The organism is Pantoea dispersa, from assembly GCF_019890955.1.
Classification (GTDB): domain Bacteria; phylum Pseudomonadota; class Gammaproteobacteria; order Enterobacterales; family Enterobacteriaceae; genus Pantoea; species Pantoea dispersa.
Genome location: NZ_CP082346.1, coordinates 2,251,769 through 2,278,224, shown reverse-complemented (window position 1 = coordinate 2,278,224; position 26,456 = coordinate 2,251,769). Strand labels below are relative to the sequence as shown.

Genomic DNA, 26,456 nt, shown 5'->3' with positions numbered 1-26,456 from the left:
GAAAATTCTCCAGACTCATCTCTTTTTCAACTGTCGTACGGGTTACCTTTTAATGAAAGCCTTCAATAAGCTGTCCGCTGTTTTGTTGCTCTCCGCCGGAGCATTTTGTCACCAGGCCTTTGCAGATAACGCTGTCTTCACCTCAATGGATGACCCTTCTACGGCAAAAAAACCGTTTGAAGGCACCGCGTCAGCCGGTTACCTGGCACAGACCGGTAACACCACCAGCTCATCGCTGACCGCGTCAACCAGCATGACCTGGTATCAGACCTCAACGGCGTACAGCCTGTGGGGTAACGCCGCGAATACCTCATCCAACGATGAGCGCTCGTCGGAAACCTATAACATCGGTGGCCGTAGCCGTTACAACCTCAACAGCGCTGACTACCTGTTCGGTCAGGCGAGCTGGCTGAGCGACCGCCTGAACGGTTATGATTCACGCGATGTCCTGACCGCCGGTTACGGTCGTCAGATCCTCAACGGTCCGGTGCACTCGCTGCGTGCTGAATTCGGTCCGGGTGTACGTTACGATGACTTCCACGATGGCGGCCACGAAACCAAAGCACTGGGCTACGGCGCGCTGAGCTATCAGTGGCAGCTGACTGACACCACCAAATTCATCCAGGGTGTGTCGGTGCTGAGCAGCTTTGGTGAAGACACCACGCTGAACTCCGAAACCGCACTGCAGGTGGCGATCAACGACCACTTCGCGCTGAAACTGGGCTACAACGTCACCTGGAATAACAATCCACCAGAATCTGCGCCAGACCGTACCGACACCAAAACCACGGTCCAGCTCTCTTACGCGATGTAAACCAGAGCGCATTGTTACACCGTCGCCCGGCCTGTGCCGCGCGGCGGTTTTTTTTGATCTCTCTTTGGCTTAGCGCATTTCTTCGCGGGTTTTGCTCACTGCGGAAAGCTGTTATCATCGTTGCCGCTTTACGCGCCTGGCGTCATTCCGACAGTGTGGGTCTGACATCGCGCCAGGTTAACCAAACAAAACTCAGTGTTGCATGTAGGCTTTCGTGTGGCTTACCACTGCAATTAAGGATATGAAATGCCAGTAATTACTCTTCCTGATGGCAGCCAGCGCGTATTTGACCGTCCGGTCAGCGTGATGGACATTGCGCTGGATATCGGTCCGGGTCTGGCGAAAGCCTGCATTGCCGGTCGCGTCAATGGCGAACTGGTGGATGCGGTTGATCCGATCACCAGCGATGCGCAGGTCGCCATCATCACCGCGAAAGATGAAGCCGGTCTGGAAATTATTCGTCACTCCTGTGCGCACCTGTTAGGGCATGCGATCAAACAGCTGTGGCCGAATACCAAAATGGCCATCGGTCCGGTTATCGATAACGGCTTCTATTATGATGTCGATCTCGACCATACGCTGACCCAGGAAGATCTTGAGCTGCTGGAAAAGCGCATGCACCAGCTGGCTGAGACCAATTACGACGTCGTGAAGAAGAAGGTGAGCTGGCAGGAAGCGCGTGACGTGTTTGCCGCGCGGGGCGAAAGCTACAAAACCACTATTCTCGACGAAAACATCAGCCATGACGATCGTCCTGGCCTGTATCACCATGAAGAATACATCGACATGTGCCGCGGTCCGCACGTGCCGAATATGCGTTTCTGCCATCATTTTAAACTGCAGAAAATCTCCGGAGCCTACTGGCGCGGCAACAGCGACAACAAAATGCTGCAGCGTATTTACGGTACGGCCTGGGCAGACAAGAAACAGCTGGCGGCGTATCTGCAGCGCCTGGAAGAGGCCGCGAAGCGCGATCACCGTAAAATCGGTAAGCAGCTCGATCTCTACCATATGCAGGAAGAAGCACCGGGTATGGTATTCTGGCACAATGACGGCTGGACTATCTTCCGCGAGCTGGAAGTGTTTGTGCGCACCAAGCTGAAAGAGTACGACTACCAGGAAGTGAAAGGTCCGTTCATGATGGACCGCGTGCTGTGGGAAAAAACCGGGCACTGGGACAACTACAAAGAAGCGATGTTCACCACCTCTTCCGAGAACCGTGAGTACTGCATCAAACCGATGAACTGTCCGGGTCACGTGCAGATCTTTAACCAGGGTCTGAAATCGTACCGCGACCTGCCGCTGCGTATGGCGGAGTTCGGTAGCTGTCACCGTAACGAACCGTCAGGTGCGCTGCACGGTCTGATGCGCGTGCGCGGCTTTACCCAGGATGACGCCCACATCTTCTGTACTGAAGATCAGGTGCGTGATGAAGTGAACAGCTGCATCCGCATGGTCTATGACATGTACAGCACCTTCGGTTTTGAAAAAATCGTGGTGAAACTGTCGACGCGCCCTGAGAAGCGCATTGGCAGCGATGAGATGTGGGATCGTGCCGAAGTGGACCTCGCCGAAGCGCTGAAAGAGAACAACATTCCGTTCGAATATCAGCCGGGTGAAGGCGCCTTCTACGGCCCGAAAATTGAGTTTACGCTGCACGATTGTCTCGACCGCGCCTGGCAGTGCGGCACCGTTCAGCTAGACTTCTCCCTGCCGAAACGTCTGGACGCCACCTACGTGGGCGAAACCAACGATCGTCAGACGCCAGTGATGATTCACCGTGCGATTCTGGGTTCGATGGAGCGCTTCATCGGGATTCTGACCGAAGAGTTCGCCGGTTTCTTCCCGAGCTGGCTGGCGCCGGTACAGGCAGTGGTGATGAATATCACCGACGGCCAGGCAGAATATGTCAGTGAATTGACGAAGAAATTGCAGAATGCTGGCATTCGTGTCAAAGCAGACTTGAGAAACGAGAAGATAGGCTTTAAAATCCGCGAGCACACATTACGTCGCGTCCCTTACATGCTGGTCTGCGGTGAGAAAGAGGTGGAAGCAGGCAAAGTTGCCGTGCGCACCCGCCGTGGTAAAGACCTCGGGAGCATGGACGTAGATGTGTTTGTTGAGAAGCTGCAACAAGAGATTCGCAGCCGACATCTTCACCAATTAGAGGAATAAGGTTATTAAAGGCGGAAAACGAGTACAACCGACGCGTCCGAACCGTATCAACGGCGAAATCCGTGCCACCGAAGTGCGCTTAACTGGCGTAGACGGCGAGCAACTTGGCATTGTCTCACTGCGCGAAGCGATTGAGAAAGCAGAAGAAGCTGGCGTAGATTTAGTTGAAATTAGCCCGAACGCCGAACCGCCGGTTTGCCGCATTATGGATTACGGCAAGTTCCTTTATGAAAAGAGCAAATCTTCTAAGGAACAGAAGAAGAAGCAAAAAGTTATCCAGGTTAAGGAAATCAAATTCCGTCCTGGTACCGATGAAGGCGACTATCAGGTAAAACTCCGCAGCCTGATTCGTTTTCTGGAAGAGGGCGATAAAGCCAAAATCACGCTGCGTTTCCGTGGTCGTGAGATGGCGCACCAACAGATCGGTATGGAAGTGCTTAACCGCGTGAAAGAAGATCTGAATGAACTGGCAGTGGTCGAATCCTTCCCGACGAAGATCGAAGGCCGCCAGATGATTATGGTGCTCGCACCTAAGAAGAAACAGTAGGCTTTCAAGTAATAATGCCGCGTAGCGTTCGCGCTGCGCGGATTTTTATTCGCCTGTCTGGTTCATTTTATTAACAATGCGAAGTGGATATTTGTAAAAATGCCAAAGATTAAAACTGTACGTGGCGCCGCAAAGCGCTTCAAGAAGACCGCTTCTGGCGGCTTCAAGCGTAAGCACGCAAACCTGCGTCATATTCTGACTAAAAAGTCTACTAAGCGTAAACGTCACCTGCGTCCAAAAGGCATGGTGTCTAAAGGCGATCTGGGTCTGGTTGTTGCCTGCCTGCCGTACGCATAAGTTAACCCTTTTTTAATTCCCCGATAGATTTCGGGTTGCAGTCAGGCGGCAACGGAATGAATCCTGGAGCTTACATCAGTAAGTGACTGGGATGAATGAAGGCAGCCAACGCCACTGCGGCACGAGAGATGATGGGGAAATCACAGAATATGATATAGGAGAGCTCACATGGCTCGCGTAAAACGTGGTGTAATTGCTCGCGCACGTCACAAGAAAATCTTAAAACAAGCTAAAGGCTACTATGGTGCACGTTCACGTGTTTACCGCGTTGCCTTCCAGGCTGTTATCAAAGCTGGTCAGTATGCTTACCGCGACCGTCGTCAGCGTAAGCGTCAGTTCCGTCAGCTGTGGATCGCACGTATCAACGCTGCGGCGCGTCAGAACGGTATCTCTTACAGCCGTTTCATCAATGGCCTGAAAAAAGCGTCCATTGAAATCGACCGTAAAATCCTCGCTGACATCGCTGTATTCGACAAAGTGGCATTCACTGCACTGGTTGAAAAAGCAAAATCAGCTCTGGCGTAAGTCAGGTAAAAAAGGGAGCTTGCTCCCTTTTTTATTGCCTGCAACCCACGCAAATGATTGACATTTTAGCCGCAGGGCATTTCAATAGTGCGGTTTCTATCAAGACAAGGTAACGCAAGCATGCACGCTGCTATTTTCCGTTTCTTTTTTTACTTTAGCGCCTGATCGTCAGGGGCTTTTGCGCATAAGAAAAGAAACGAAAAATCGCGCTGAAAGCCTCCCTCGTGGAGGCTTTTTTGTTTCCGGCGACACTTAATCGGATCGCACGATCCCAACGAGAACTGACCAGCCCGGCTGGAAGAAGAGGAAATCATGTCCCAACTCGCAGACCTGGTGGCCCGTGCCACGGCCGCCATCGACGAGGCGTCGGATATCGCCGCCCTGGACGCCGTGCGCGTCGAATTTCTGGGTAAAAAAGGGCACCTGACGCTGCAAATGACCACCCTGCGTGAACTGCCGGCGGAAGAGCGCCCGGCGGCCGGTGCGGTCATCAACGACGCCAAACAGCAGGTACAGGACCGTCTCAACGCGCGTAAAGATACGCTGGAAAGCGCGGCGCTGAATGCCCGCCTGGCGGCAGAGACTATCGACGTGTCGCTGCCGGGACGCCGTATCGAGAACGGCGGTCTGCATCCGGTGACCCGCACCATCGATCGTATCGAAACCTTTTTCGGCGAGTTGGGTTTCGCGGTGGCGACCGGTCCGGAAATTGAAGACGATTATCACAACTTTGATGCGCTGAATATTCCGGGCCATCACCCGGCGCGTGCCGATCACGACACCTTCTGGTTCGATGCCACGCGCCTGCTGCGCACCCAGACCTCCGGCGTGCAGATCCGCACCATGAAAAATCAGCAGCCGCCGATTCGTATCATCGCGCCGGGCCGCGTTTACCGTAACGATTACGATCAGACGCACACCCCGATGTTCCATCAGATGGAAGGTCTGATTGTCGATAAAGACATCAGCTTCACCAATCTGAAAGGCACGCTGCATGACTTCCTGAACAACTTCTTCGAAGAGAACCTGCAGATTCGCTTCCGTCCGTCCTATTTCCCGTTCACCGAACCGTCAGCGGAAGTGGACGTGATGGGTAAAAACGGCAAATGGCTGGAAGTGCTGGGCTGCGGCATGGTGCATCCAAACGTACTGCGCAACGTGGGCATCGATCCGGAAATCTACTCCGGCTTCGCCTTCGGGATGGGCATGGAGCGTCTGACCATGCTGCGCTATGGTGTGACCGATCTGCGCGCCTTCTTCGAAAACGATTTACGTTTCCTCAAACAATTTAAATAAGGGCAGGTTATCCAATGAAATTCAGTGAACTCTGGTTACGCGAATGGGTAAATCCAGCCCTGGACAGCGCCGCGCTGTCTGAGCAAATCACCATGGCCGGTCTGGAAGTCGACGGCGTCGACCCGGTGGCAGGCGCGTTTCATGGCGTTGTGGTGGGTGAAGTGGTGGAGTGCGGCCAGCACCCGAACGCCGACAAACTGCGCGTCACCAAAATCAACGTCGGTGGCGATCGCCTGCTGGATATCGTCTGCGGCGCGCCAAACTGCCGTCAGGGCCTGAAAGTGGCGGTGGCGACTGTTGGTGCCGTGCTGCCAGGCGATTTCAAAATCAAAGCGGCAAAACTGCGCGGTGAGCCGTCAGAAGGTATGCTGTGCTCGTTCTCCGAGCTGGGGATTTCTGACGATCACAACGGTATTATCGAGCTGCCAGCCGATGCGCCGGTGGGCACCGATATTCGCCAGTACCTGCAGCTGGATGACAACACCATCGAAATCAGCGTGACGCCAAACCGTGCCGACTGTCTGGGCATCATCGGTATCGCGCGTGACGTGGCGGTGATCAATGGCCTGCCGCTGCAGGCGCCGGTCATCGAGCCGGTTAAAGCCACCATTAGCGACACCTTCCCGATTCGCGTTGACGCCACCGATGCCTGTCCGCGCTACCTGGGCCGCGTGGTAAAAGGCGTAAACGTGAAAGCTGAAACGCCGCTGTGGATGCGCGAAAAACTGCGCCGCTGCGGTATTCGCTCGATCGATCCGGTGGTGGATATCACTAACTACGTGCTGCTGGAGCTCGGCCAGCCGATGCACGCCTTTGATCTCGACCGCATTGACGGCGGTATCGTGGTGCGCATGGCGAAAGAGGGGGAAACCCTGACGCTGCTCGACGGCAGCGAAGCGACCCTCCACAGCGATACGCTGGTGATTGCTGATCACCACAAAGCGCTGGCGATGGGTGGCATCTTCGGCGGTGAGCACTCCGGCGTCAACGAAGCGACGCAGAACGTACTGTTTGAGTGCGCGTTCTTCGATCCGCTGGCGATCACCGGTCGTGCGCGTCGTCATGGTCTGCATACCGATGCTTCCCACCGCTACGAGCGCGGTGTCGATCCGGCGCTGCAGCATAAGGCGCTGGAGCGCGCCACTCAGCTGCTGCTGGCGATTTGCGGCGGCGAAGCCGGCCCGGTTATCGATCAGACCGATGCCAGCAAACTGCCGGCGCGCGCCACCATTACGCTGCGCCGTGAGAAGCTGGACCGCCTGATTGGCCACGTCATTGCGGATGAGCAGGTGACCGATATCCTGACCCGTCTCGGCTGTGACGTCACCGTCGGCAACGGCGAATGGCAGGCCGTCGCCCCGAGCTGGCGCTTCGATATGGCCATCGAAGAAGACCTGGTCGAAGAAGTGGCGCGCGTTTACGGCTACAACAACATTCCGGATGTGCCGGTGAAAGCCAGCCTGCTGATGACCCAGCACCGTGAAGCCGATCTGTCGCTGAAGCGTGCCAAAAACCTGCTGGTGGATAAAGGCTATCAGGAAGCGATTACCTACAGCTTTGTCGATCCGAAAGTGCAGCAGCTGCTGCATCCGGGCGAAGAAGCGCTGATTCTGCCCAGCCCGATTTCCAGCGATATGTCGGCGATGCGCCTGTCGCTGTGGACCGGTCTGCTCGGCGCCGTGGTGTATAACCAGAACCGTCAGCAGAGCCGCGTGCGCCTGTTTGAGAGCGGTTTACGCTTTGTGCCTGATACGCAGGCCGATCTCGGCATCCGTCAGGATCTTATGCTGGCGGGCGTGCTGAGCGGTAACCGCTACGAAGAGCACTGGGATCTGGCGCGCCAGACGGTTGACTTCTATGATTTGAAAGGCGATTTAGAGTCGCTGCTGGATTTGACCGGTAAACTCGACGCGATTTCGTTCCGTGCAGAAGCCAATCCGGCGCTGCATCCGGGACAGAGTGCAGGCATTTATTTAGCCGGCGAACGAATCGGATTTATCGGGGTGGTTCATCCGGAGCTGGAACGTAAGCTGGATCTTAACAGCCGCACCTTAGTGTTTGAACTGCTTTGGAATAAGGTCGCAGACCGCGTCCTGCCTGACGCGCGCGAGATCTCACGCTTCCCGGCAAACCGCCGTGACATCGCTGTGGTAGTGGCTGAAAATGTGCCCGCAGCAGATATCATCGCGGAGTGTAAGAAAGTTGGCGTAAATCAGGTAGTTGGCGTAAACTTGTTTGACGTGTACCGTGGTAAGGGCGTAAACGAGGGTGAAAAGAGCCTCGCGATTAGCCTGATTTTGCAGGATACCAGCCGGACACTCGAAGAAGAGGAGATTGCTGCGACCGTTGCCAAATGCGTTGCAGCATTAAAAGAGCGATTCCAGGCAACCTTGAGGGATTGAACCTATGGCGCTTACAAAAGCTGAAATGTCAGAGTACCTGTTTGAAAAACTCGGGTTGAGCAAACGCGATGCCAAAGAGTTGGTAGAGCTTTTTTTCGAAGAAGTTCGCCGCGCGTTGGAAAACGGAGAACAGGTAAAACTGTCCGGATTTGGTAATTTTGATCTGCGTGACAAAAACCAGCGTCCGGGCCGTAACCCGAAGACGGGGGAAGATATTCCAATCACCGCCCGCCGCGTGGTGACATTCCGTCCGGGGCAGAAGTTGAAAAGTCGCGTGGAGAACGCGTCACCCAAGGATGCTGACTGATTTCAGTATGACAAAAAGGCCGCTCAGCGGCCTTTTTTATGCGCGCAATCCCGGCAGCACGCTGCAGGCGCGGCTTTCTTTTTAGCGTAATCTCTCTACAATCAAATCTCTGTTTTCTCTGCCAATCTTACTTATGACTCTGCTGGATCAGCTGGCCCAACAGGCCGACCGTCGCAGCCGGCGCTGGCTCGGCGCGCTTACTGCCGCAGTGCTGCTGCTGCTGGTGCTCAGTCTGTGCACGGGCGACAGCTGGATATCTCCGCTGCAATGGTTTTCTGCCAGCGGCGATCTGTTCGTCTGGCAGCTTCGCCTGCCGCGCACCCTGGCGGTGCTGCTGGTGGGCGCGGCGCTGGCAGTCTGCGGCGTGGTGATGCAGGCGCTGTTCAACAATCCGCTGGCGGAGCCCGGGTTGCTGGGCGTATCGAACGGTGCCGGCATTGGCCTGGTGCTGGCGGTGCTGCTGGGTAACGGCGCACTGTGGAGCCTGGCGCTGGCAGCGATGGCGGGCGCGCTGCTGATCACGCTGATCCTGCTGCATTTTGCCCATCGCCAGCTGTCGGCCAGCCGTCTGCTGCTGACCGGCGTGGCGCTCGGCATTATCTGTAGCGCCATCATGACGTGGGCGGTGTACTTTAGCACCAGCCTCGATCTGCGCCAGCTGATGTACTGGATGATGGGTGGATTTAGCGGTATCGACTGGCGCTACAGCTGGATGATGCTGGCCCTGCTGCCGGTGACGCTGGCGCTGCTGGCCAGCGCCCGGACGCTTAATCTGCTGGCGCTGGGGGAGGTGTCGGCGCGGCAGCTCGGCCTGCCACTGCTGCTGTGGCGTAATCTGCTGGTGCTGGCGATGGGCTGGCTGGTGGGCGTCAGCGTGGCGATGGCCGGTGCGATTGGATTTGTCGGACTGGTTATCCCCCATCTGCTGCGCCTCAGCGGCCTGAGCGATCATCGCTACCTGCTGCCGGCCGCGGCGCTGGCGGGCGCGGCGGTACTGCTGGCGGCGGACATTCTGGCACGGCTGGTGCTCACCTCGGCCGAGCTGCCGATTGGGGTGGTCACTGCCACGCTCGGCGCGCCGCTGTTTATCATGTTAATAGTGAAGTCTTCGCGCTAGCTGCGGCTGGCACAGTGCAATCAACAACGGGAATCGACGATGAGCCTTTATCAGACAGAACTGGTTACGCTGGACGGTGAAAAAACCACGCTGGCACAGTATCAGGGCAAGGTGCTGCTGGTGGTTAACGTAGCATCAAAATGCGGCCTGACGCCGCAGTATGAACAGCTGGAGTCGCTGCAGAAGGCCTGGCAGGACAAAGATTTCAGCGTGCTGGGCTTCCCCTGCAATCAGTTTCTCGAGCAGGAACCGGGCAGCAATGAAGAGATCAAAACCTTCTGCAGCACCACGTACGGCGTAACCTTCCCGCTGTTCGACAAAACGGACGTCAACGGCGAGCAGCGGCATCCGCTGTACCGTCAGCTGGTCGCCGCGCAGCCGGAAGCCGAACGCCCGGCAGGCAGCGGTTTCCTTGAGCGCATGGAGAGCAAAGGCCGCGCGCCGAAAGCGCCGGGCGATATCCTGTGGAATTTCGAAAAGTTCCTCATCAACAAACAGGGTGAGGTGATCGCGCGCTTCTCGCCGGACATGACGCCGGACGATCCGATCATTCTGAAGCGCATTGAGCAGGCGCTGGCGGCGTAATGCTGCTGCAGTGCCACGACCTGCGCGTGCCCGGACGGCTGAGCGCGGGGGAGCTGAAGCTCCGCCGCGGTGAGCGCGTGCACGTGGTCGGCCCTAACGGCGCCGGCAAGAGCACGCTGCTGACCGCGCTCGCTGGCCTGCTCGACGCCGAAGGGCAGCTGACGCTGGCCGGCCAGCCGCTGCGAAGCTGGTCGGGTGCCGCACTGGCGCAGCAGCGCGCCTGGCTCCCGCAGCAGCAGCCGGCACCTGCGGCGCTGCCGGTGTGGCACTATCTGCGGCTGCACAGCCCGCCGGGCGGCGATAACGCGCAGGCGACGCTCACTGACCTGCTGCTGCAGCTTGGCTTGCAGGATAAGCTGACGCGACCGCTGGCGCAGCTCTCCGGCGGTGAGTGGCAGCGGGTGCGCCTGGCAGCGGTGGTGCTGCAGATCCATCCGGCAATTAATCCGCGCGGTGCGTTACTGATTCTGGATGAGCCGCTCACCGCGCTCGACATCGCACAGCAGCGCGCGGTGGATAAGCTGCTGTTGCAGCTCAGCGAGGCCGGCATCGCCATTATCGCCAGCGGACACGATCTCAACCACAGTCTGCGCCATGCCGATCGCGTCTGGCTGATGCATCAGAGCCGCGTAGTCAGTCAGGGCAGGCCGCGCGAGGTGCTGACCGCCGAGCGGCTGGCACCGCTTTATCAGGCCGAATTCGTGCAGCTGGAGACGCCACAGGGGCCGCTGCTTTATCTTCCCTGACTTGCGCGCCGCGCCGCTTTGTCGCTACAGTGTCAGCCGGACGACGTTTTTAAGGACTATTCTGATGCGGCTGACCCTGTTTCTCCTCGTGTTGCTGCTGGCGGGCTGTAGCCATCATGCGCCGCCGCCCAATGGCCGTCTGTCTGACTCCATCACCGTGATTGCGCAACTTAACGATCAGCTCAGCCGCTGGCGCGGTACACCTTATCGCTATGGCGGGTTAAGCCGCGGTGGCGTGGATTGCTCGGGTTTTGTCTACCTGACCTTTCGTGACCGCTTTGACCTGCAGCTGCCGCGCTCAACGATTGATCAGACTGATATCGGCACGCGCATCGATAAAAGCGATCTGCTGCCCGGTGATCTGGTATTTTTCAAAACCGGCAGCGGTGAAAATGGCCTGCACGTGGGCATCTATGACACCGACAATACCTTCATTCACGCCTCCACCAGCCAGGGCGTGATCCGCTCCTCGCTGGATAATGTTTACTGGCGCAAAGTATTCTGGCAGGCGCGTCGCATCTAATCCGCTTAACCCATTAGTGTTAAAAAAAGGCGTAATAAACAGATGGGTTTTGATCCGATTTATTTGTTTTTTTCCGCCAGATATAACTCTCATTTAAAATGGCACTTTACCGCAATCGGGTTTGCGACTAAAAATAGACGTCAGTGAATTTAATCAGTATGGACATTAACCTGGATCATTTGGCTTAAGTATTATTTGATGCAGAAAAGTCGGTAATTAGACAGAAAACGGCGTCTCTTCTAACGTTTGGTCCTATTGCCTGACCGTTTTCATTGATATACGATGCGCCAATTGCCACTGCATCTGGCTGTAAAAAATGAAAGTCCATTTATCTGCCGACTATCAGTCGGAAACCTGGTTTTATCCTGCCTATTCTCTGGCGGGCCAGCTGACTGCGGTTGAGCTGGTCACCCAGTTTGTTCATGACAGTGCGCCGATTACGCTGCCGCAGGACTTGCTGTTGCCGCAGCTTGACGATGCCCAGCAATTACGTTTGCTGCAGAGCCAGTTAGTGCTGCTGGAAAAGTACCGTGACTTTTTTGAGTTACATCAAATTATCGCGCTGGTTCGTATTGATGAATCTATGGCCACGACGCTATTGGCCAGTGAGTTTCTCTTAAGGAAATTTAAACAACTTCCCTTTATTGTTTTGGATATCAGTGAAACGTTTCCGCAATTATCTGCTGGCAAAAAGCAGCCGCTGTTAGCACGCCTGCAACAGGAATTTCGCTTATCGCTTTCTCAATTTGGGGCAGGAAAAGCACCGGCTACGGCAGTATACGAAAATCTGTTTAGCGTGTTAAAAATGGACAAAGCGTTTATTCATGCGCTGGCGAAACGTGCCTCATTTACGCCATTTATTCAGACTGTTATCGATAATTTTTCCGCTTACGCCCCGCAAATAATTATTTGTGGCGTTGACGATAATGCCCTGCTGGAGAAAGTCAGTTCCCTGAGCGGCGCACAGCTGCAGGGCAGCCTGTTCCCGGTGGTTAAAGCGGAACGGTTAAGCGATCTCATCTATCCGCACGTCACGCTCATCACGCCTTCACAGCAGTAACCTTTCATCTGTCTTCTCCGTCACCCCGACGGTAGACTACGCTTTATCTTTAAACGCAATGCGGGTGGCGCATCGTTGCGCACCTTCCGGAGTGTCGATGCAATTTATTAATAGCTGGCAGCAGACGTTGCCGGGATTCTACACCGCGCTGGACCCAACGCCGCTTGCCGGCGGGCGGCTGTGTTATCACAATGCCGCGCTGGCGCAGGAGATGGGTCTGGATGCCGCGCTGTTTGCTGGCAAAGGCCACGGCGTGTGGTATGGCGCAGCGTTACTTCCCGGCATGTCGCCGCTGGCGCAGGTCTACAGCGGGCACCAGTTTGGCGTGTGGGCTGGCCAGCTGGGCGACGGACGTGGTCTGCTGCTGGGCGAACAGCAACTGGCCGACGGCCGCAAACTTGACTGGCATCTGAAAGGCGCGGGCCTGACCCCCTATTCACGCATGGGCGATGGCCGCGCGGTGATCCGTTCCAGCGTGCGCGAGTTTCTCGCCTCGGAAGCGCTGCACCATCTTGGCATCCCGACCACGCGCGCGCTGGCGCTGGCCATTGGCGACGAACCGGTCCAGCGTGAAACCCGCGAGCGCGGCGCGATGCTGATGCGCATCGCCGACAGCCATCTGCGCTTTGGTCACTTCGAGCATTTCTATTACGGCGGCGAGCCGGAGAAAGTGCGCCAGCTGGCGGACTACGCGATTCATCATCACTGGCCGCAGCTGGAGCAGGAGGCCGATCGCTACCTGTTGTGGTTTACCGATATCGTCAAACGCACCGCCAGCCTGATTGCCCAGTGGCAGAGCGTCGGCTTCGCGCATGGCGTGATGAACACCGATAATATGTCGATCCTCGGCCTGACGCTCGATTACGGGCCTTACGGTTTCCTTGATGACTACGATGCGGATTTCATCTGTAATCACAGCGATTATCAGGGGCGCTACGCCTTCAGCAACCAGCCGATGATCGGCTTGTGGAATCTCAACCGCCTGGCGCACGCGCTGTCCGGTTTGCTGAGCACTGAGCAGTTGAAACAAGCTCTCAGCCATTACGAGAGCGAGCTGATGCGGGTGTGGGGCGAGAAAATGCGCGCGAAGCTCGGGCTGCTGACCGCCGATGCGGGGGATAACGCCATTCTCACTGACCTGCTGGCGCTGATGACCGCAGAGCACAGCGATTACACCCTGACGTTCCGCCTGCTGAGCGAGACGCAGCAGGCAGAGACGCGTTCACCGCTGCGCGACGAGTTTATCGACCGTGACGCCTTTGACCGCTGGTATCACGGCTATCGTCAGCGCCTGCTGCAGGACGGCGTCAGTGATGCGCAGCGTCAGGCAGTCATGAAAGCGGCTAACCCGGCGCTGGTGTTGCGCAACTATCTGGCCCAGCAGGTGATCGATGAGGTTGAGCAGGGGGAAACGGCGGCGCTGGCCAGATTACATCTGGCGCTGCAGCAGCCGTTTAACGAGGCGGCCATCAGCCCGGAACTGCGCCAGCGGCCGCCGGAGTGGGGAAAAACGCTGGAGGTAAGCTGCTCCAGCTAGCAGGCATCAGAAGCGGTTGTCCACGGCAGCCGCCAGCAGCGCCAGCACCTCCGCGCTGTCATCCCAGCTGAGGCACGGATCGGTAATCGACTGGCCGTAGGTCAGCGGCTGGCCGCTCACCACTTTCTGATTACCCTCCTGCAGGAAACTCTCAATCATCACCCCCGCCACTGCCCGCGAACCGGCACGGATCTGCGCCGCCACGTCCTGCGCCACATCGCGCTGGCGGCGATGCTGCTTCAGGCAGTTGCCGTGGCTAAAGTCGATCACCAGCTGTTCCGGCAGGTTGAAGTCGCGCAGGTTGGCGGCCGCAGCGGCGACATCTTCAGCGTGGTAGTTCGGCTGACGCCCGCCGCGCAGGATCACGTGACCGTGCGGATTGCCGCTGGTCTGATAAATCGTCATCTGCCCGGTTTTGTCGGGTGACAGGAACATATGGCTGACACGCGCGGCGCGAATCGCATCAACCGCGATCTGCACGTTGCCGTCGGTGCCATTCTTGAAGCCCACCGGGCAGGAGAGCGCCGAGGCCATTTCACGGTGAATCTGGCTCTCGGTGGTGCGCGCGCCAATCGCGCCCCAGCTGATCAGGTCGGCAATAAACTGGCCGATCACCATATCGAGAAATTCCGTGGCGGTTGGCATGCCGATGGCGTTGATATCCAGCAGCAGCTGGCGCGCGATAGCGATGCCGCGGTTGACGTCGAAGCTGCCATCGAGATCCGGATCGGAAATCAGGCCTTTCCAGCCCACCACGGTGCGCGGCTTCTCAAAGTAGGCGCGCATCACAATTTCCAGCCGGTCCTTGTGCTGTTCACGCAGCAGATTGAGACGCTCTGCGTACTCCAGCGCAGCCTTGGGATCGTGCAGCGAGCAGGGGCCGATAATCACCAGCAGGCGTGGATCTTCACCGGTCAGGATGCGCGCGATGCGCTGACGCGCGGCGGTAACGTTAGCGGCAATCGCCGCCGAAATGGGGTGTTGTTGCGCCAGCGCGGCCGGCGTCAGCAGCGTGCCGATGCGCGCGGTGCGCAGTTCATCAGTTTTGTTCATTGGGATTCTCAAAATCTGTTCTTCGCAGCGGTGAAATACCGGGAAGTGATGATGATCACAATAAACCATTAGCCCGTGAATTCAACCAGCTAAATCAAAAGGCTATTCATTACTGACGGCAGCCAGGCTTTACAACCTGGCAGGTGAGGTCAGTACATGCTGCGGCGCAGGCCCATGATGTCGAGGATTTTGGTGGCGATCTCTTCGACAGAGTAATTGGTGCTGTTGAGATAGCGAATCTGATGGGTGCGGAACAGCGCCTCCACTTCACCGACCTCCAGCCGGCACTGACGCATCGACGCATAACGGGTATTTTCAGCGCGCTCCTGACGAATCGCCGCCAGCCGTTCCGGATCGATGGTCAGGCCAAACAGCTTGTGCTGATGGGCGCGCAGCGCAGGCGGCAGCTTTAGGTTATCCATGTCATCAGCGATGAACGGATAGTTAGCCGCGCGTACACCAAACTGCATCGCCAGGTACAGGCTGGTCGGGGTTTTGCCGCAGCGCGATACCCCCAGCAGAATCACCTGCGCATCTTCCAGCCCGCGCAGCGAAATACCGTCATCGTGCGCCAGGGTGTAATCAATCGCGGCGATGCGGGCATCGTATTTGCCTAAGTTACTGGCGGTCAGGCCGTGGGTACGGTGCGCCACCGGCATCGAGGCCACGCCCAGTTCGCTCTGCAGCGGTGCCACCAGCGCCTGCACGATGTCCTGGCAGAAGCCTTCGCTCTCCAGAATGATGTCGCGCACCTCTGGTGTGACAATCGAGAAAAACACCAGCGGACGCACGCCGCTCTGCTGGTAGAGCGCATTGATCTGGGCTTTCACCGCCTGGGCGCGCTGCACATTCTCCACGAACGGCAGCGTCACGCTGTTGGTATTCACCGGAAACTGCGACAGCACCGCGTGGCCCAGCACTTCCGCGGTGATGGCGGTGCCGTCAGAGATATAGAATACGCTGCGTTCAGTGCTCATGGTTGACCTCATGCTTTTGTTTACTTTTGCGTAACATTATCACCTAAAATATTTCATTTTCACTAAGGGTAAAATGAAATATCCATATCTGGCCGGCGAATAATCTATTTTTACGCTGCGCTGATTACCCATCATAGATGAAAAACCGGGTTGTTCAGCGCTAATTTCTCGCTTTTGCCCGCGCGGGCGCAAAATAAAAACGGCAAGCGTTGCGCAACAAAAAACGCGGCTAACCTCATGAAAAAGTGAAAAATATCGCATTGCCAATAGGTTGGCAAAAATAGCTACGTTGCGCAACAAGGCGCTTTTCGGGGAGTAATCCGATTTTAACGCTGATTTTCTGCTTTAACGATTCAACACTTAGTCTTTATTAATTGATTGTGCCAGGCTGATTTGGCGAATAGCAAAATGTTCCATGTGCTCCAATCATTTAAAAGGATAATCTCAATGTCCAATCAAGACCAACAGTCGCTAGTGCTCTGGTACAACCAGCTTGGCATGCATGATGTTGATCGGGTAGGGGGCAAGAATGCTTCCCTGGGAGAAATGATTACCAATTTGTCGTCGCTCGGGGTATCCGTGCCAAACGGCTACGCGACGACATCTTACGCTTTTAATCAGTTTCTCGACCAAAGCGGACTGAACCAGCGTATTTATGCATTGCTGGACAACACGGATATTGATGATGTTGCAGCGCTGGCGCAGGCCGGCAAACAGATTCGTCAATGGGTGGTGGATACGCCTTTCCAGCCAGAGCTGGAAGCGGCGATCCGCAGCGCCTATGAACAACTTTCTGCTGACGACGCCGAAGCCTCCTTTGCGGTGCGCTCTTCGGCCACCGCCGAGGATATGCCCGATGCCTCGTTTGCCGGCCAGCAGGAAACGTTCCTTAACGTGCAGGGCTTCGACGCGGTGCTGGTGGCCGTGAAGCACGTATTCGCCTCGTTGTTTAACGATCGCGCCATTTCATACCGCGTGCATCAGGGCTACGACCACCGTGGCGTGGCGCTCTCGGCCGGTGTGCAGCGCATGGTACGTTCCGATCTCGCCTCCTCCGGCGTGATGTTCACCATTGATACCGAATCCGGCTTCGACCAGGTGGTGTTTATCACCTCGGCGTTCGGTCTTGGCGAAATGGTGGTGCAGGGCGCGGTCAACCCGGATGAGTTTTACGTGCACAAACCGACGCTGGCTGCTAATCGCCCGGCGATTGTGCGCCGTACCCTGGGCTCGAAGAAGATCCGCATGGTGTATGCCGATTCGCAGGAGCACGGCGAACAGGTGCGCATTGAGGACGTGGAACAGGAACAGCGAGACCGCTTTAGCCTGACCGATGACGAAGTGCAGGCACTGGCGCGCCAGGCGGTGCTGATTGAGCAGCACTATAAGCGTCCGATGGATATTGAGTGGGCCAAAGATGGCCACACCGGCAAACTGTTCATCGTGCAGGCGCGGCCGGAAACGGTGCGTTCCAACGGACAGGTGATGGAACGCTACAGCCTGCAGGGCAAAGGCAGCGTGCTGGTGGAAGGCCGGGCCATCGGCCATCGCATCGGTGCGGGTGAAGTGAAGGTGATTCACGACATCAGCGAGATGCACCGCATCGAAAAAGGCGATGTGCTGGTCACCGACATGACCGACCCGGACTGGGAACCGATCATGAAGAAGGCGTCGGCGATCGTCACCAACCGCGGCGGCCGGACCTGTCACGCGGCAATCATTGCGCGCGAGCTGGGCATTCCGGCAGTGGTGGGCTGTGGTGACGCCACCGAGCACCTGAAGGACGGTCATAAGGTCACGGTGTCATGCGCTGAAGGCGATACCGGCTATGTGTATAACGATCTGCTGGACTTTGAAGTCACCAGTTCGCAGGTTGATACCATGCCGGATCTGCCGCTGAAAATTATGATGAACGTCGGTAACCCGGATCGCGCGTTTGACTTTGCCTGTCTGCCCAACGAGGGCGTCGGTCTGGCGCGGCTGGAGTTCATCATCAACCGCATGATTGGCGTGCACCCGAAAGCCCTGCTGGAGTTTGATCAGCAGACGCCGGAACTGCAGGCGCAGATTGGTCAGATGATGAAAGGTTTTGACGATCCGGTGGAGTTCTACATCGCGCGGCTGACCGAAGGGATCGCCACGCTGGGTGCGGCATTTGCGCCGAAGCGGGTGATTGTGCGGTTGTCGGATTTCAAAACCAACGAGTATGCCAACCTGGTCGGCGGCGAGCGTTACGAGCCGGAAGAGGAAAACCCGATGCTGGGCTTCCGCGGCGCCGGACGCTACGTGGCGGACAGCTTCCGCGACTGCTTTGCGCTGGAGTGTGAAGCCGTGAAGCGTGTGCGCAACGACATGGGGCTGACCAACGTTGAGATCATGGTGCCGTTTGTACGCACCGTCGATCAGGCCGAAGCCGTGGTAGCCGAGCTGGCGAAGCAGGGCCTGAAACGCGGCGAGAACGGACTGAAGGTGATCATGATGTGCGAGATCCCGTCCAACGCGCTGCTGGCAGAACAGTTCCTGCAGCACTTTGACGGCTTCTCTATCGGCTCCAACGACATGACGCAGCTGGCGCTGGGGCTGGATCGCGACTCCGGCGTGGTGTCGGCGCTGTTTGATGAGCGTAACGATGCGGTGAAGGCATTGCTGTCGATGTCGATTCAGGCAGCGAAGAAGCAGGGCAAATACGTCGGCATCTGCGGCCAGGGGCCTTCCGATCATCAGGACTTTGCTGCCTGGCTGATGGAGCAGGGCATCGACAGCCTGTCGCTCAATCCGGATACCGTGGTGGAAACCTGGCTGAGCCTGGCTGAGCTGGACGCGGCCAAAGCGTAATCTGTTATACCTGCCTGGTGCCCGGCAACCGTCGGGCACCTGTCTGTTATCTCATCCTACTTTTCATCACCTGAGATTGCCATAAACCCAGCGCTGACGGCGTTCGCCGCCGGTCCGCTCTGTTTATCGCTGAATTGCAGGCAAAAAAAAGCCCATCACAGGGGATGGGCAAAGACTACACACAGCAATTCTTCACTTTACTCAGGGGAAAAAGGTTGTTTAAAAATCAGTGGCTTGATTTAAAACATAGTGAACATGTTATTCACCGCCGCCGCTGGCGTCTTTAAGAATCCTCTTATTAGTTTAAAGCTGATAATCTTTCATTACGTTTTATGACCCATCCGGCACAGGAATCAGTGCGAAAAATAATCATTTTATCGGTGCGATCGGGCTTAAACGCTGAAAAGTGCGTTTTTTCTTAAAAATCACTAATGGAAAAAATTATTGTGTCGCGAAATTAAGTGGTACGGATTAATGAGTGTTAACCACGGCTGACTAATGCAAATCGCGATGGGTGCGGAGAGGGAAAAGCGGATAAGCAAACCGGGCCTGGGGCCCGGTTATGCGCCGGAAGCGCGTTACGGCTGCGGCTCTTCGTGTTCGGCCAGTGCTTCGATGGCCGTTTCCGGATCGTCATCCGGCGCCGGCGCTTCATGCATCCACACCGAAACCAGCCGGTAAGAGACCGCCAGTACGACCGGACCGATAAACAGTCCAATCATACCGAAGGCGATCAGCCCGCCGATGACGCCGGAAAGTATCAGAATCATCGGTAAATCGGCGCCCATGCGAATCAGCATCGGACGCAGCACGTTATCCAGCGTGCCGACCACGCAGCTCCACACCAGCAGCACCGTGCCCCAGGTGGTGTCGCCGCTCCAGTAGAGCCAGATAATTGCCGGCACCAGCACAATCAACGGTCCAAGCTGCACCAGGCAGGTAAGAATCATTAATACGGTCAGCAGCGTGGCATACGGAATGCCGGAAATCGCCAGACCGATGCCGCCCAGCACGCCCTGCACCAGCGCGGTCACCACCACGCCGAGCGCCACGGCGCGGATCGCCTGACCGGCCAGCAGCACGGCGGCGTCACCGCGCCGTCCGCCCATGCGGTAGGCAAAGTGACGGATGCCGAGACCAACCTGCTCACCGCGCCAGTACAGCAGCACGCTGAACAGCAGCATCAGGGCAAGGTGCAGCATGAAACGGCCAAAGTGTCCGGCCTGGGCGACAAAAAAGCCGGTGGTGCGACCAATATAAGGCTGCACCTGGCTCATGATCGCCGCGCCGCCGCCGTCGATCAGTTTATGGTAGCTGGAATAGAGTTTGCGTCCGGCATAGGGAATATCGCGCAGCCAGGCGAGATCCGGCAGCACCAGATGGCGCTGGGTCGCCCAGGCGATCACCGGCGCGCTGTTATCAATCAGGCTGCTGACCAGCAGCGCGATAGGAATAATAAACAGCAGCAACAGCAGAATCGTCATGGCGATCACCGCCAGCGAACGGCGACCCCACAGCAGTTGCTGCAGACGAATCATCAGCGGCCAGGTGGCAATCACCACCATGCTGGCCCAGGCGAAGCCGAGAATGAACGGCTGCACCACCCACAGACAGGCAATGATCATCAGCAAAATAAACATCAGCGAGAACAACATTTGCGGTAGATCCACACCGCGTTGCAGGCTTTTCATCACAACACAGACCTCAGTAATCCTTCAGGAGGGCGCTCCGCGGCGCCTTCACAATGATGATCTATTTCCTGAAAATTAAACAGAAAAAGCAGCGCGACGCGGCCGTTTTCCTGAAAAAACAGCGGGCGGCAAAAAAATGTGATACAACCAAGAGCTGAAAAAAATTAACCACGCAAACGTTTACAACATCCCGGTCACGAAATAATGATCCCACAGATTTCTCAGGCGCCAGGCCTCGTTCAACTGGTGCTGACATTCCTGCAGTCGCTGAAAGAACAAGGTTTTACCGGCGACACCGCGACCAGCTATGCCGACCGCCTCACGCTCTCCACCGATAACAGCATCTATCAGCTCCTGCCCGATGCGGCGCTGTTTCCGCGTTCAACGGCGGACGTGGCGCTGATCGCCCGACTGGCCGGAGAGCCGCGTTTCAACAGCCTGGTGTTTACCCCGCGCGGCGGCGGTACCGGCACTAACGGGCAGTCGCTCAATCAGGGCATTGTGGTCGACATGTCGCGCTACATGAACCGCATCCTCGAGATCAACACCGAGCAGGGCTGGGTGCGGGTTGAAGCCGGCGTGGTGAAGGACCAGCTCAACGCCTGGCTCAGGCCGTACGGCTTTTTCTTCTCTCCGGAGCTGTCGACCAGTAACCGCGCCACGCTGGGCGGCATGATCAATACCGATGCCTCCGGTCAGGGATCGCTGGTGTATGGCAAAACCTCCGATCACGTCGAAGGCCTGCGTGCCGTTCTGCTGGGCGGCGAAATTCTTGATACGCGCGCCATGCCCACCGCGCTGGCGGAACAGCTGGCCACGACGCCGACCGCTGAAGGGCGCATCTATAAAGCAGTGCTTAACCGCTGCCGCGAGCAGCGTGAACTGATTCTGGCAAAATTCCCCAAACTGAATCGCTTCCTCACCGGTTATGACCTGCGCCATGTGTTCAGTGATGATTTGCAAACTTTCGACCTGACGCGCCTGTTGTGCGGCGCCGAAGGCACGCTGGCCTTTATCACCGAAGCCCGGCTGGATATCACACCCATTCCCAAGGTGCGCCGGCTGGTGAACATTAAGTACGATTCGTTCGATTCCGCACTGCGCAATGCACCTTTTATGGTCGAGGCGCAGGCCCTGTCGGTGGAGACGGTGGATTCGAAAGTGCTGAACCTGGCGCGCGAGGATATTGTCTGGCATTCGGTCAGCGAGCTGATCACCGATGTACCAGGCAAAGAGATGCTCGGCCTGAATATTGTCGAGTTTGCCGGCGACGATGCGGCGCTGATTGCGCAGCAGGTGACCACGCTGTGCGCGCGGCTGGATGAGCTGATGGCGCAGCAGCAGGGTGGCGTGATGGGCTATCAGCTGTGTGATGATCTGGCGGGCATTGAGCGCATCTATAACATGCGTAAAAAAGCGGTGGGGCTGCTCGGCAACGCCAAAGGGCGCGCCAAACCGATTCCGTTCGTGGAAGATACCGCCGTGCCGCCGGAGCATCTGGCGGATTACATTGTGGATTTTCGTGCGCTGCTCGACAGCCACGGCCTGAGCTATGGCATGTTTGGTCACGTGGATGCCGGCGTGCTGCACGTGCGTCCGGCGCTGGACATGTGCGATCCGCAGCAGGAGATGCTGATGAAGCAGATCTCGGACGAAGTGGTGGCGCTTACCGCGCGCTACGGCGGTCTGCTGTGGGGCGAGCACGGCAAAGGCTTCCGCGCCCAGTACAGTCCGGCGTTCTTTGGCGAAACGCTGTTTAATGAGCTGCGTCGCATCAAAGCGGCGTTCGATCCGGATAACCGTCTCAACCCCGGCAAAATCTGTACGCCGCTGGGTAACGACGAACCCATGATGCAGGTCGATGCGGCCACGCGCGGCAGCTGGGATCGCCAGATTCCGCTGACGGTACGCAATGACTGGCGCGGCGCGATGGAGTGTAACGGCAACGGACTGTGCTTTAACTTTGACGTGCGCAGCCCGATGTGCCCGTCGATGAAAATCACTCGCAATCGTATCCATTCGCCAAAAGGACGCGCCACGCTAACGCGTGAGTGGCTGCGCCTGCTGGCGGAGCAGGGCGTTGACCCGCTTAAGCTGGAGCAGGCCTTGCCAGCACAGGGCGCCAGCCTGCGCAGTCTGATTCAGCGCACGCGCAATTCGTGGCATGCGAAGCAGGGCGAATATGACTTCTCGCATGAAGTGAAAGAGGCGATGTCCGGCTGCCTGGCGTGTAAAGCCTGTTCGACGCAGTGCCCGATTAAAATTGATGTGCCGAACTTCCGATCGCGCTTCCTGCAGCTTTATCACACCCGCTATCTGCGCCCGGTCAGCGACCATCTGGTGGCGTCGGTTGAAAGCTATGCGCCGCTGATGGCGAAAGCACCGCGGGTGTTCAACTTCTTCCTGAAACAGCCGTGGATGCGCGACCTCAGCCAGCGCCACATCGGCATGGTGGATCTGCCGCTGCTCTCCTCGCCCAGCCTGAAGCAGCAGCTGAGCGGCCACCCGGCGATGCGGGTCACGCTTGAGCAGCTGGAAGCCATGGATGCGGCCCAGCGCGAACAGCACGTGCTGGTGGTGCAGGATCCCTTTACCAGCTATTACGAAGCGCAGCTGGTGACCGATTTCATCCGGCTGATTGAAAAACTCGGCTACCGGCCGGTGCTGCTGCCGTTCTCACCTAACGGGAAAGCGCAGCACGTGAAAGGTTTTCTGCAGCGCTTTGCCCGCACCGCCGGCAAAACCGCTGAGTTCCTCAACCGGGTGGCGCAGCTCGGTGTGCCGATGGTCGGTGTCGATCCGGCCACGGTATTGTGCTATCGCGACGAATATCAGCAGGTGCTGGGCGAGCAGCGCGGCACGTTCAGTGTGCAGCTGGTGCATGAATGGCTGCACGGCGCGCTGGCCGGGCGCGACGCGCAGATCGCCAGCGGCGAAGCCTGGTATCTGTTTGCCCACTGCACTGAGGTCACGGCGCTGCCGTCAACGCCTAATCAGTGGCAGGCTATTTTTGCCCGTTTTGGCGCGAAGCTGGAGAATATCAACGTGGGCTGCTGTGGCATGGCCGGCACTTATGGTCACGAGAGTAAAAACCTGGCCAACTCGCTGGGCATTTATGAACTGTCGTGGCATCCCCAACTGCAGAAGCTGCCGCGTCAGCGCTGTCTGGCGACCGGCTTCTCCTGCCGCAGCCAGGTGAAACGCGCCGAGGGCAACGGTATGCGCCATCCGCTACAGGCTTTGCTGGAATTGATGTAAACAAATTGTAGGAGCCGTCACAAAGCTGGATTAGAATATCCAGCCTGCGTGGCGGACGAAATCACTTTGCAGGCGGGTCGCCTGGTCCCAGTCGCCGCTGAGCGCCAGTTGATGACACAAACGGGTCAGCGACAGGCGCGCCAGTTGGTAAGCCTGAATACGGAACAGGCGATCGCGATCGGCATTGCCCATCTCCTGTACTAAGCGGTGGTGCAGCTTGCCCATCGCGTGCAGGTAGCTGTGATCGTCGCCGTTCAGCTGGCAGATTTCGGCCATGTCGAGACAGGTATCGTTAAAACGACGCAGTTGTTCAATGGAACAATCGGTGCGGTTGAGCTTTGCCTGAGCCAGATAGAAGTCGACGGTGATATCACGGACCGAAAACTTATATTCGTCGATTTTGTGTTGTAACCAGGCTGAGACGGAAAGCGTCATGTCGCCACCCAAAGTAGGTTAATGATAATCATTATCATATTAAACCGCGCCAGGAATGCAATTCCCGCCGTGAAATTTTATTGATTTCCTTTGCCTGTTACAAAAATCGGCAATAACAATCTCTTTACATTCAGCAAAGGCGTAACCTATCAATCAGAGCATAAACGTAAAAAGCGAACTGGAAAATTTACGGCTTATGAACAGGTTACGTTCTGACGGCGCGCGCGGGAATGGCGCGCACAAGCTGGTGGGAAGGGACTATGCTTAATAAAGCAGCAGTAAAAAACAGCACGAGATGATTATCCCTGCAAAACAAGAGGTTGAAGTGATATCTGATATCACTACCATAGGGGGATAGCCTGAAAAGGCCCAGACTTACGAGGTAGCACTATGTCATCAGTAAATGCAGCGTCTTTTTCACCTGACGAATTCGTCTGGAAAGGGCTCACGCTGACCGAGTCGGCAGCGAAACAGATTCTCAGCCTGGTGGAACAGGACCCGGAAGTTAAGGGCCTGAAACTGGGTGTGAAACAGTCCGGCTGTGCCGGTTTTGGGTACGTTATGGACCTGGTGAAAGCGCCTGCCGATGACGACCTGCAGTTCGAGCAATATGGCGCAAAACTGTTTGTGCCGCTTCAGGCGATGCCGTTTGTTGACGGTACCGAGCTGGATTATGTCCGCGAAGGCCTGAACCAGATTTTTAAATTCAACAACCCTAAAGCTCAGCACGCCTGCGGGTGCGGTGAAAGCTTTGGCGTCGAGTAAGTGAAATATGTCACGACACAGCGAAGCATCTGACGATGTACAAACCTGGGAAGGCAGCCTGAACTATAAAGAAGGCTTCTTCACCCAGCTGCAAACCGACGAACTGGCACACGGCATCAATGAAGATGTGGTGCGTGCCATTTCGGCCAAACGTAACGAACCCGAGTGGATGCTGGAGTTCCGTCTCAAGGCGTTTCGCGCCTGGCTGGAGATGGAAGAGCCACACTGGCTGAAAGCGCACTACGACAAACTCGATTATCAGGATTACAGCTACTATTCCGCGCCGTCCTGCGGCAATTGCGATGACAGCTGTGCCTCTGAACCGGGTGCCACCCAGACGTCCGGCAGCGTCGCCTCCAGCGATTACCTGACCAAAGAAGTGGAAGACGCGTTTAACCAGCTGGGCGTGCCGGTGCGTGAAGGCAGAGAAGTGGCGGTGGACGCCATTTTCGACTCGGTGTCCGTGTCGACCACTTATCGTGACAAGCTGGCTGAGCAGGGCATTATTTTCTGCTCCTTCGGTGAAGCGATCCACGATCATCCGGAGCTGGTACAGAAGTATCTTGGCACCGTGGTGCCGTACAACGATAACTTCTTTGCTGCGCTTAACTCGGCGGTGGCGTCCGACGGTACCTTCGTCTACATCCCGAAAGGCGTGCGTTGCCCGATGGAGCTGTCGACTTATTTCCGCATCAACGCGGCGAAAACCGGCCAGTTCGAACGTACCATTCTGATTGCTGATGAAGACAGCTACGTCAGTTACATCGAAGGCTGTTCAGCGCCGGTGCGCGACACCTACCAGCTGCACGCAGCGGTCGTCGAAGTGATCATCCACAAAAACGCCGAAGTGAAATACTCCACGGTGCAGAACTGGTTCCCGGGCGGAGAAGGCGAGGGCGGTATCCTCAACTTCGTGACCAAGCGTGCGCTGTGTGAAGGCGAGCATAGCAAAATGTCGTGGACGCAGTCCGAGACCGGCTCAGCCATTACCTGGAAATACCCGAGCTGCATCCTGCGCGGTGATTACTCAGTGGGCGAATTCTACTCCGTCGCGCTGACCAGCGGTCGCCAGCAGGCCGATACCGGTACCAAGATGATTCACATTGGTAAAAACACCAAATCGACCATCATCTCGAAAGGTATCTCCGCCGGTAAGAGCCAGAACACCTACCGCGGCCTGGTGAAAATCATGCCGACTGCGACTAACGCGCGTAACTTCACCCAGTGTGACTCGATGCTGATTGGGCCGGACTGCGGTGCGCACACCTTCCCGTACGTGGAAACGCGCAACAACAGCGCGCAGCTTGAGCACGAAGCCACGACGTCGCGCATCGGTGAAGATCAGATGTTCTACTGCCTGCAGCGCGGCATTAGCGAAGAAGATGCGATCTCGATGATCGTCAACGGCTTCTGTAAAGACGTTTTCTCCGAGCTGCCACTGGAATTCGCCGTGGAAGCGCAAAAACTGTTAGCGATCAGCCTTGAGCACAGTGTCGGCTGATGCCACACGC

Annotated in this window: 23 protein-coding genes, 1 other RNA gene and 1 other annotated feature; of the genes, 19 read left to right on the top strand and 5 right to left on the bottom strand. The window is 56.9% G+C overall.

Going from position 1 to position 26,456, the window contains the following annotated elements:
* Nucleotides 1-52: 52 nt before the first annotated feature.
* The 15 genes from K7H94_RS10530 (at nucleotide 53) to K7H94_RS10460 (ending at nucleotide 13,931) form a co-directional block, all read left to right on the top strand.
* Nucleotides 53-814 (top strand): DUF481 domain-containing protein, encoded by a 762-nt coding sequence (locus K7H94_RS10530; protein WP_031279185.1) that lies wholly within the window; start codon nucleotides 53-55, stop codon nucleotides 812-814.
* A 246-nt stretch (nucleotides 815-1,060) separates the two neighbouring features.
* On the top strand, nucleotides 1,061-2,989 hold the full coding sequence (gene thrS / locus K7H94_RS10525; protein WP_021506250.1) for a threonine--tRNA ligase: 1,929 nt from the start codon (nucleotides 1,061-1,063) through the stop codon (nucleotides 2,987-2,989).
* Nucleotides 2,990-2,993: 4 nt separating this feature from the next.
* Complete coding sequence (infC, locus tag K7H94_RS10520) at nucleotides 2,994-3,536, top strand: translation initiation factor IF-3 (protein WP_058757673.1); 543 nt, start codon at nucleotides 2,994-2,996, stop codon at nucleotides 3,534-3,536.
* 99 nt (nucleotides 3,537-3,635) lie between these two features.
* Nucleotides 3,636-3,833, top strand: a complete 198-nt coding sequence (gene rpmI / locus K7H94_RS10515; protein ID WP_006118955.1) for a 50S ribosomal protein L35 — start codon at nucleotides 3,636-3,638, stop codon at nucleotides 3,831-3,833.
* Nucleotides 3,834-4,001: 168 nt separating this feature from the next.
* The gene (rplT, locus tag K7H94_RS10510) at nucleotides 4,002-4,358 is read left to right on the top strand and encodes a 50S ribosomal protein L20 (protein WP_010616241.1); all 357 of its coding nucleotides are present in this window, start codon (nucleotides 4,002-4,004) and stop codon (nucleotides 4,356-4,358) included.
* A gap of 115 nt (nucleotides 4,359-4,473) precedes the next feature.
* Nucleotides 4,474-4,599: a sequence feature (Phe leader region), on the top strand.
* The gene (pheM, locus tag K7H94_RS10505; protein WP_121626058.1) at nucleotides 4,479-4,523 is read left to right on the top strand and encodes a pheST operon leader peptide PheM; all 45 of its coding nucleotides are present in this window, start codon (nucleotides 4,479-4,481) and stop codon (nucleotides 4,521-4,523) included. (Overlaps the previous feature by 45 nt.)
* 71 nt (nucleotides 4,600-4,670) lie before the next feature.
* Nucleotides 4,671-5,654: a phenylalanine--tRNA ligase subunit alpha gene (pheS, locus tag K7H94_RS10500; RefSeq protein WP_021506248.1), complete on the top strand. Its 984-nt coding sequence runs from the start codon at nucleotides 4,671-4,673 to the stop codon at nucleotides 5,652-5,654.
* A gap of 14 nt (nucleotides 5,655-5,668) precedes the next feature.
* Nucleotides 5,669-8,056, top strand: coding sequence for a phenylalanine--tRNA ligase subunit beta (pheT, locus tag K7H94_RS10495; RefSeq protein ID WP_222951011.1), 2,388 nt, complete (start codon nucleotides 5,669-5,671; stop codon nucleotides 8,054-8,056).
* Between the two features lie 4 nt (nucleotides 8,057-8,060).
* On the top strand, nucleotides 8,061-8,363 hold the full coding sequence (gene ihfA / locus K7H94_RS10490) for an integration host factor subunit alpha (RefSeq protein ID WP_021506246.1): 303 nt from the start codon (nucleotides 8,061-8,063) through the stop codon (nucleotides 8,361-8,363).
* 133 nt (nucleotides 8,364-8,496) lie between these two features.
* Nucleotides 8,497-9,480, top strand: coding sequence for a vitamin B12 ABC transporter permease BtuC (btuC, locus tag K7H94_RS10485; RefSeq protein WP_222951010.1), 984 nt, complete (start codon nucleotides 8,497-8,499; stop codon nucleotides 9,478-9,480).
* Between the two features lie 39 nt (nucleotides 9,481-9,519).
* Complete coding sequence (locus K7H94_RS10480; protein ID WP_021506243.1) at nucleotides 9,520-10,065, top strand: glutathione peroxidase; 546 nt, start codon at nucleotides 9,520-9,522, stop codon at nucleotides 10,063-10,065.
* A complete protein-coding gene (gene btuD, locus K7H94_RS10475) occupies nucleotides 10,065-10,811 on the top strand; it encodes a vitamin B12 ABC transporter ATP-binding protein BtuD (RefSeq protein ID WP_222951009.1) in 747 nt (248 codons plus the stop codon). Before K7H94_RS10480 ends, btuD begins: the two co-directional genes overlap by 1 nt.
* Nucleotides 10,812-10,875: 64 nt before the next feature.
* Nucleotides 10,876-11,334 (top strand): NlpC/P60 family protein, encoded by a 459-nt coding sequence (locus K7H94_RS10470; protein WP_021506241.1) that lies wholly within the window; start codon nucleotides 10,876-10,878, stop codon nucleotides 11,332-11,334.
* Between the two features lie 316 nt (nucleotides 11,335-11,650).
* The gene (locus K7H94_RS10465) at nucleotides 11,651-12,394 is read left to right on the top strand and encodes an EAL domain-containing protein (RefSeq protein WP_222951008.1); all 744 of its coding nucleotides are present in this window, start codon (nucleotides 11,651-11,653) and stop codon (nucleotides 12,392-12,394) included.
* 97 nt (nucleotides 12,395-12,491) lie between these two features.
* Entirely contained in the window at nucleotides 12,492-13,931 is a 1,440-nt protein-coding gene (locus tag K7H94_RS10460) for a protein adenylyltransferase SelO (protein WP_058776256.1), read from the top strand.
* A gap of 6 nt (nucleotides 13,932-13,937) precedes the next feature.
* On the opposite strand, the gene K7H94_RS10455 is transcribed toward K7H94_RS10460, so the two are convergent.
* Complete coding sequence (locus tag K7H94_RS10455; RefSeq protein ID WP_222951007.1) at nucleotides 13,938-14,984, bottom strand: 3-deoxy-7-phosphoheptulonate synthase; 1,047 nt, start codon at nucleotides 14,982-14,984, stop codon at nucleotides 13,938-13,940.
* A 149-nt stretch (nucleotides 14,985-15,133) separates the two neighbouring features.
* Nucleotides 15,134-15,961: a posphoenolpyruvate synthetase regulatory kinase/phosphorylase PpsR gene (gene ppsR, locus K7H94_RS10450; RefSeq protein WP_021506237.1), complete on the bottom strand. Its 828-nt coding sequence runs from the start codon at nucleotides 15,959-15,961 to the stop codon at nucleotides 15,134-15,136.
* A gap of 447 nt (nucleotides 15,962-16,408) precedes the next feature.
* Here ppsR and ppsA point away from each other — a divergent pair, with 447 nt between their 5' ends.
* The gene (ppsA, locus tag K7H94_RS10445; protein ID WP_058757679.1) at nucleotides 16,409-18,796 is read left to right on the top strand and encodes a phosphoenolpyruvate synthase; all 2,388 of its coding nucleotides are present in this window, start codon (nucleotides 16,409-16,411) and stop codon (nucleotides 18,794-18,796) included.
* A gap of 140 nt (nucleotides 18,797-18,936) precedes the next feature.
* Here ppsA and rprA read toward each other — a convergent pair.
* Nucleotides 18,937-19,044: antisense sRNA RprA (gene rprA, locus K7H94_RS10440), an RNA gene on the bottom strand.
* Nucleotides 19,045-19,374: 330 nt separating this feature from the next.
* A complete protein-coding gene (gene ydiK / locus K7H94_RS10435) occupies nucleotides 19,375-20,487 on the bottom strand; it encodes an AI-2E family transporter YdiK (protein WP_021506235.1) in 1,113 nt (370 codons plus the stop codon).
* Nucleotides 20,488-20,691: 204 nt separating this feature from the next.
* Here ydiK and ydiJ point away from each other — a divergent pair, with 204 nt between their 5' ends.
* Complete coding sequence (gene ydiJ, locus K7H94_RS10430; protein ID WP_222951006.1) at nucleotides 20,692-23,745, top strand: D-2-hydroxyglutarate dehydrogenase YdiJ; 3,054 nt, start codon at nucleotides 20,692-20,694, stop codon at nucleotides 23,743-23,745.
* A 30-nt stretch (nucleotides 23,746-23,775) separates the two neighbouring features.
* Here the strand turns inward: ydiJ and K7H94_RS10425 are convergent, their stop codons facing one another.
* Nucleotides 23,776-24,180: a hypothetical protein gene (locus K7H94_RS10425; RefSeq protein WP_021506233.1), complete on the bottom strand. Its 405-nt coding sequence runs from the start codon at nucleotides 24,178-24,180 to the stop codon at nucleotides 23,776-23,778.
* Between the two features lie 390 nt (nucleotides 24,181-24,570).
* On the opposite strand from K7H94_RS10425, the gene sufA reads away from it, so the two are divergent.
* Nucleotides 24,571-24,945: a Fe-S cluster assembly scaffold SufA gene (sufA, locus tag K7H94_RS10420; RefSeq protein WP_010616252.1), complete on the top strand. Its 375-nt coding sequence runs from the start codon at nucleotides 24,571-24,573 to the stop codon at nucleotides 24,943-24,945.
* 7 nt (nucleotides 24,946-24,952) lie between these two features.
* The gene (gene sufB, locus K7H94_RS10415; protein WP_222951005.1) at nucleotides 24,953-26,446 is read left to right on the top strand and encodes a Fe-S cluster assembly protein SufB; all 1,494 of its coding nucleotides are present in this window, start codon (nucleotides 24,953-24,955) and stop codon (nucleotides 26,444-26,446) included.
* Nucleotides 26,447-26,456: the final 10 nt, after the last annotated feature.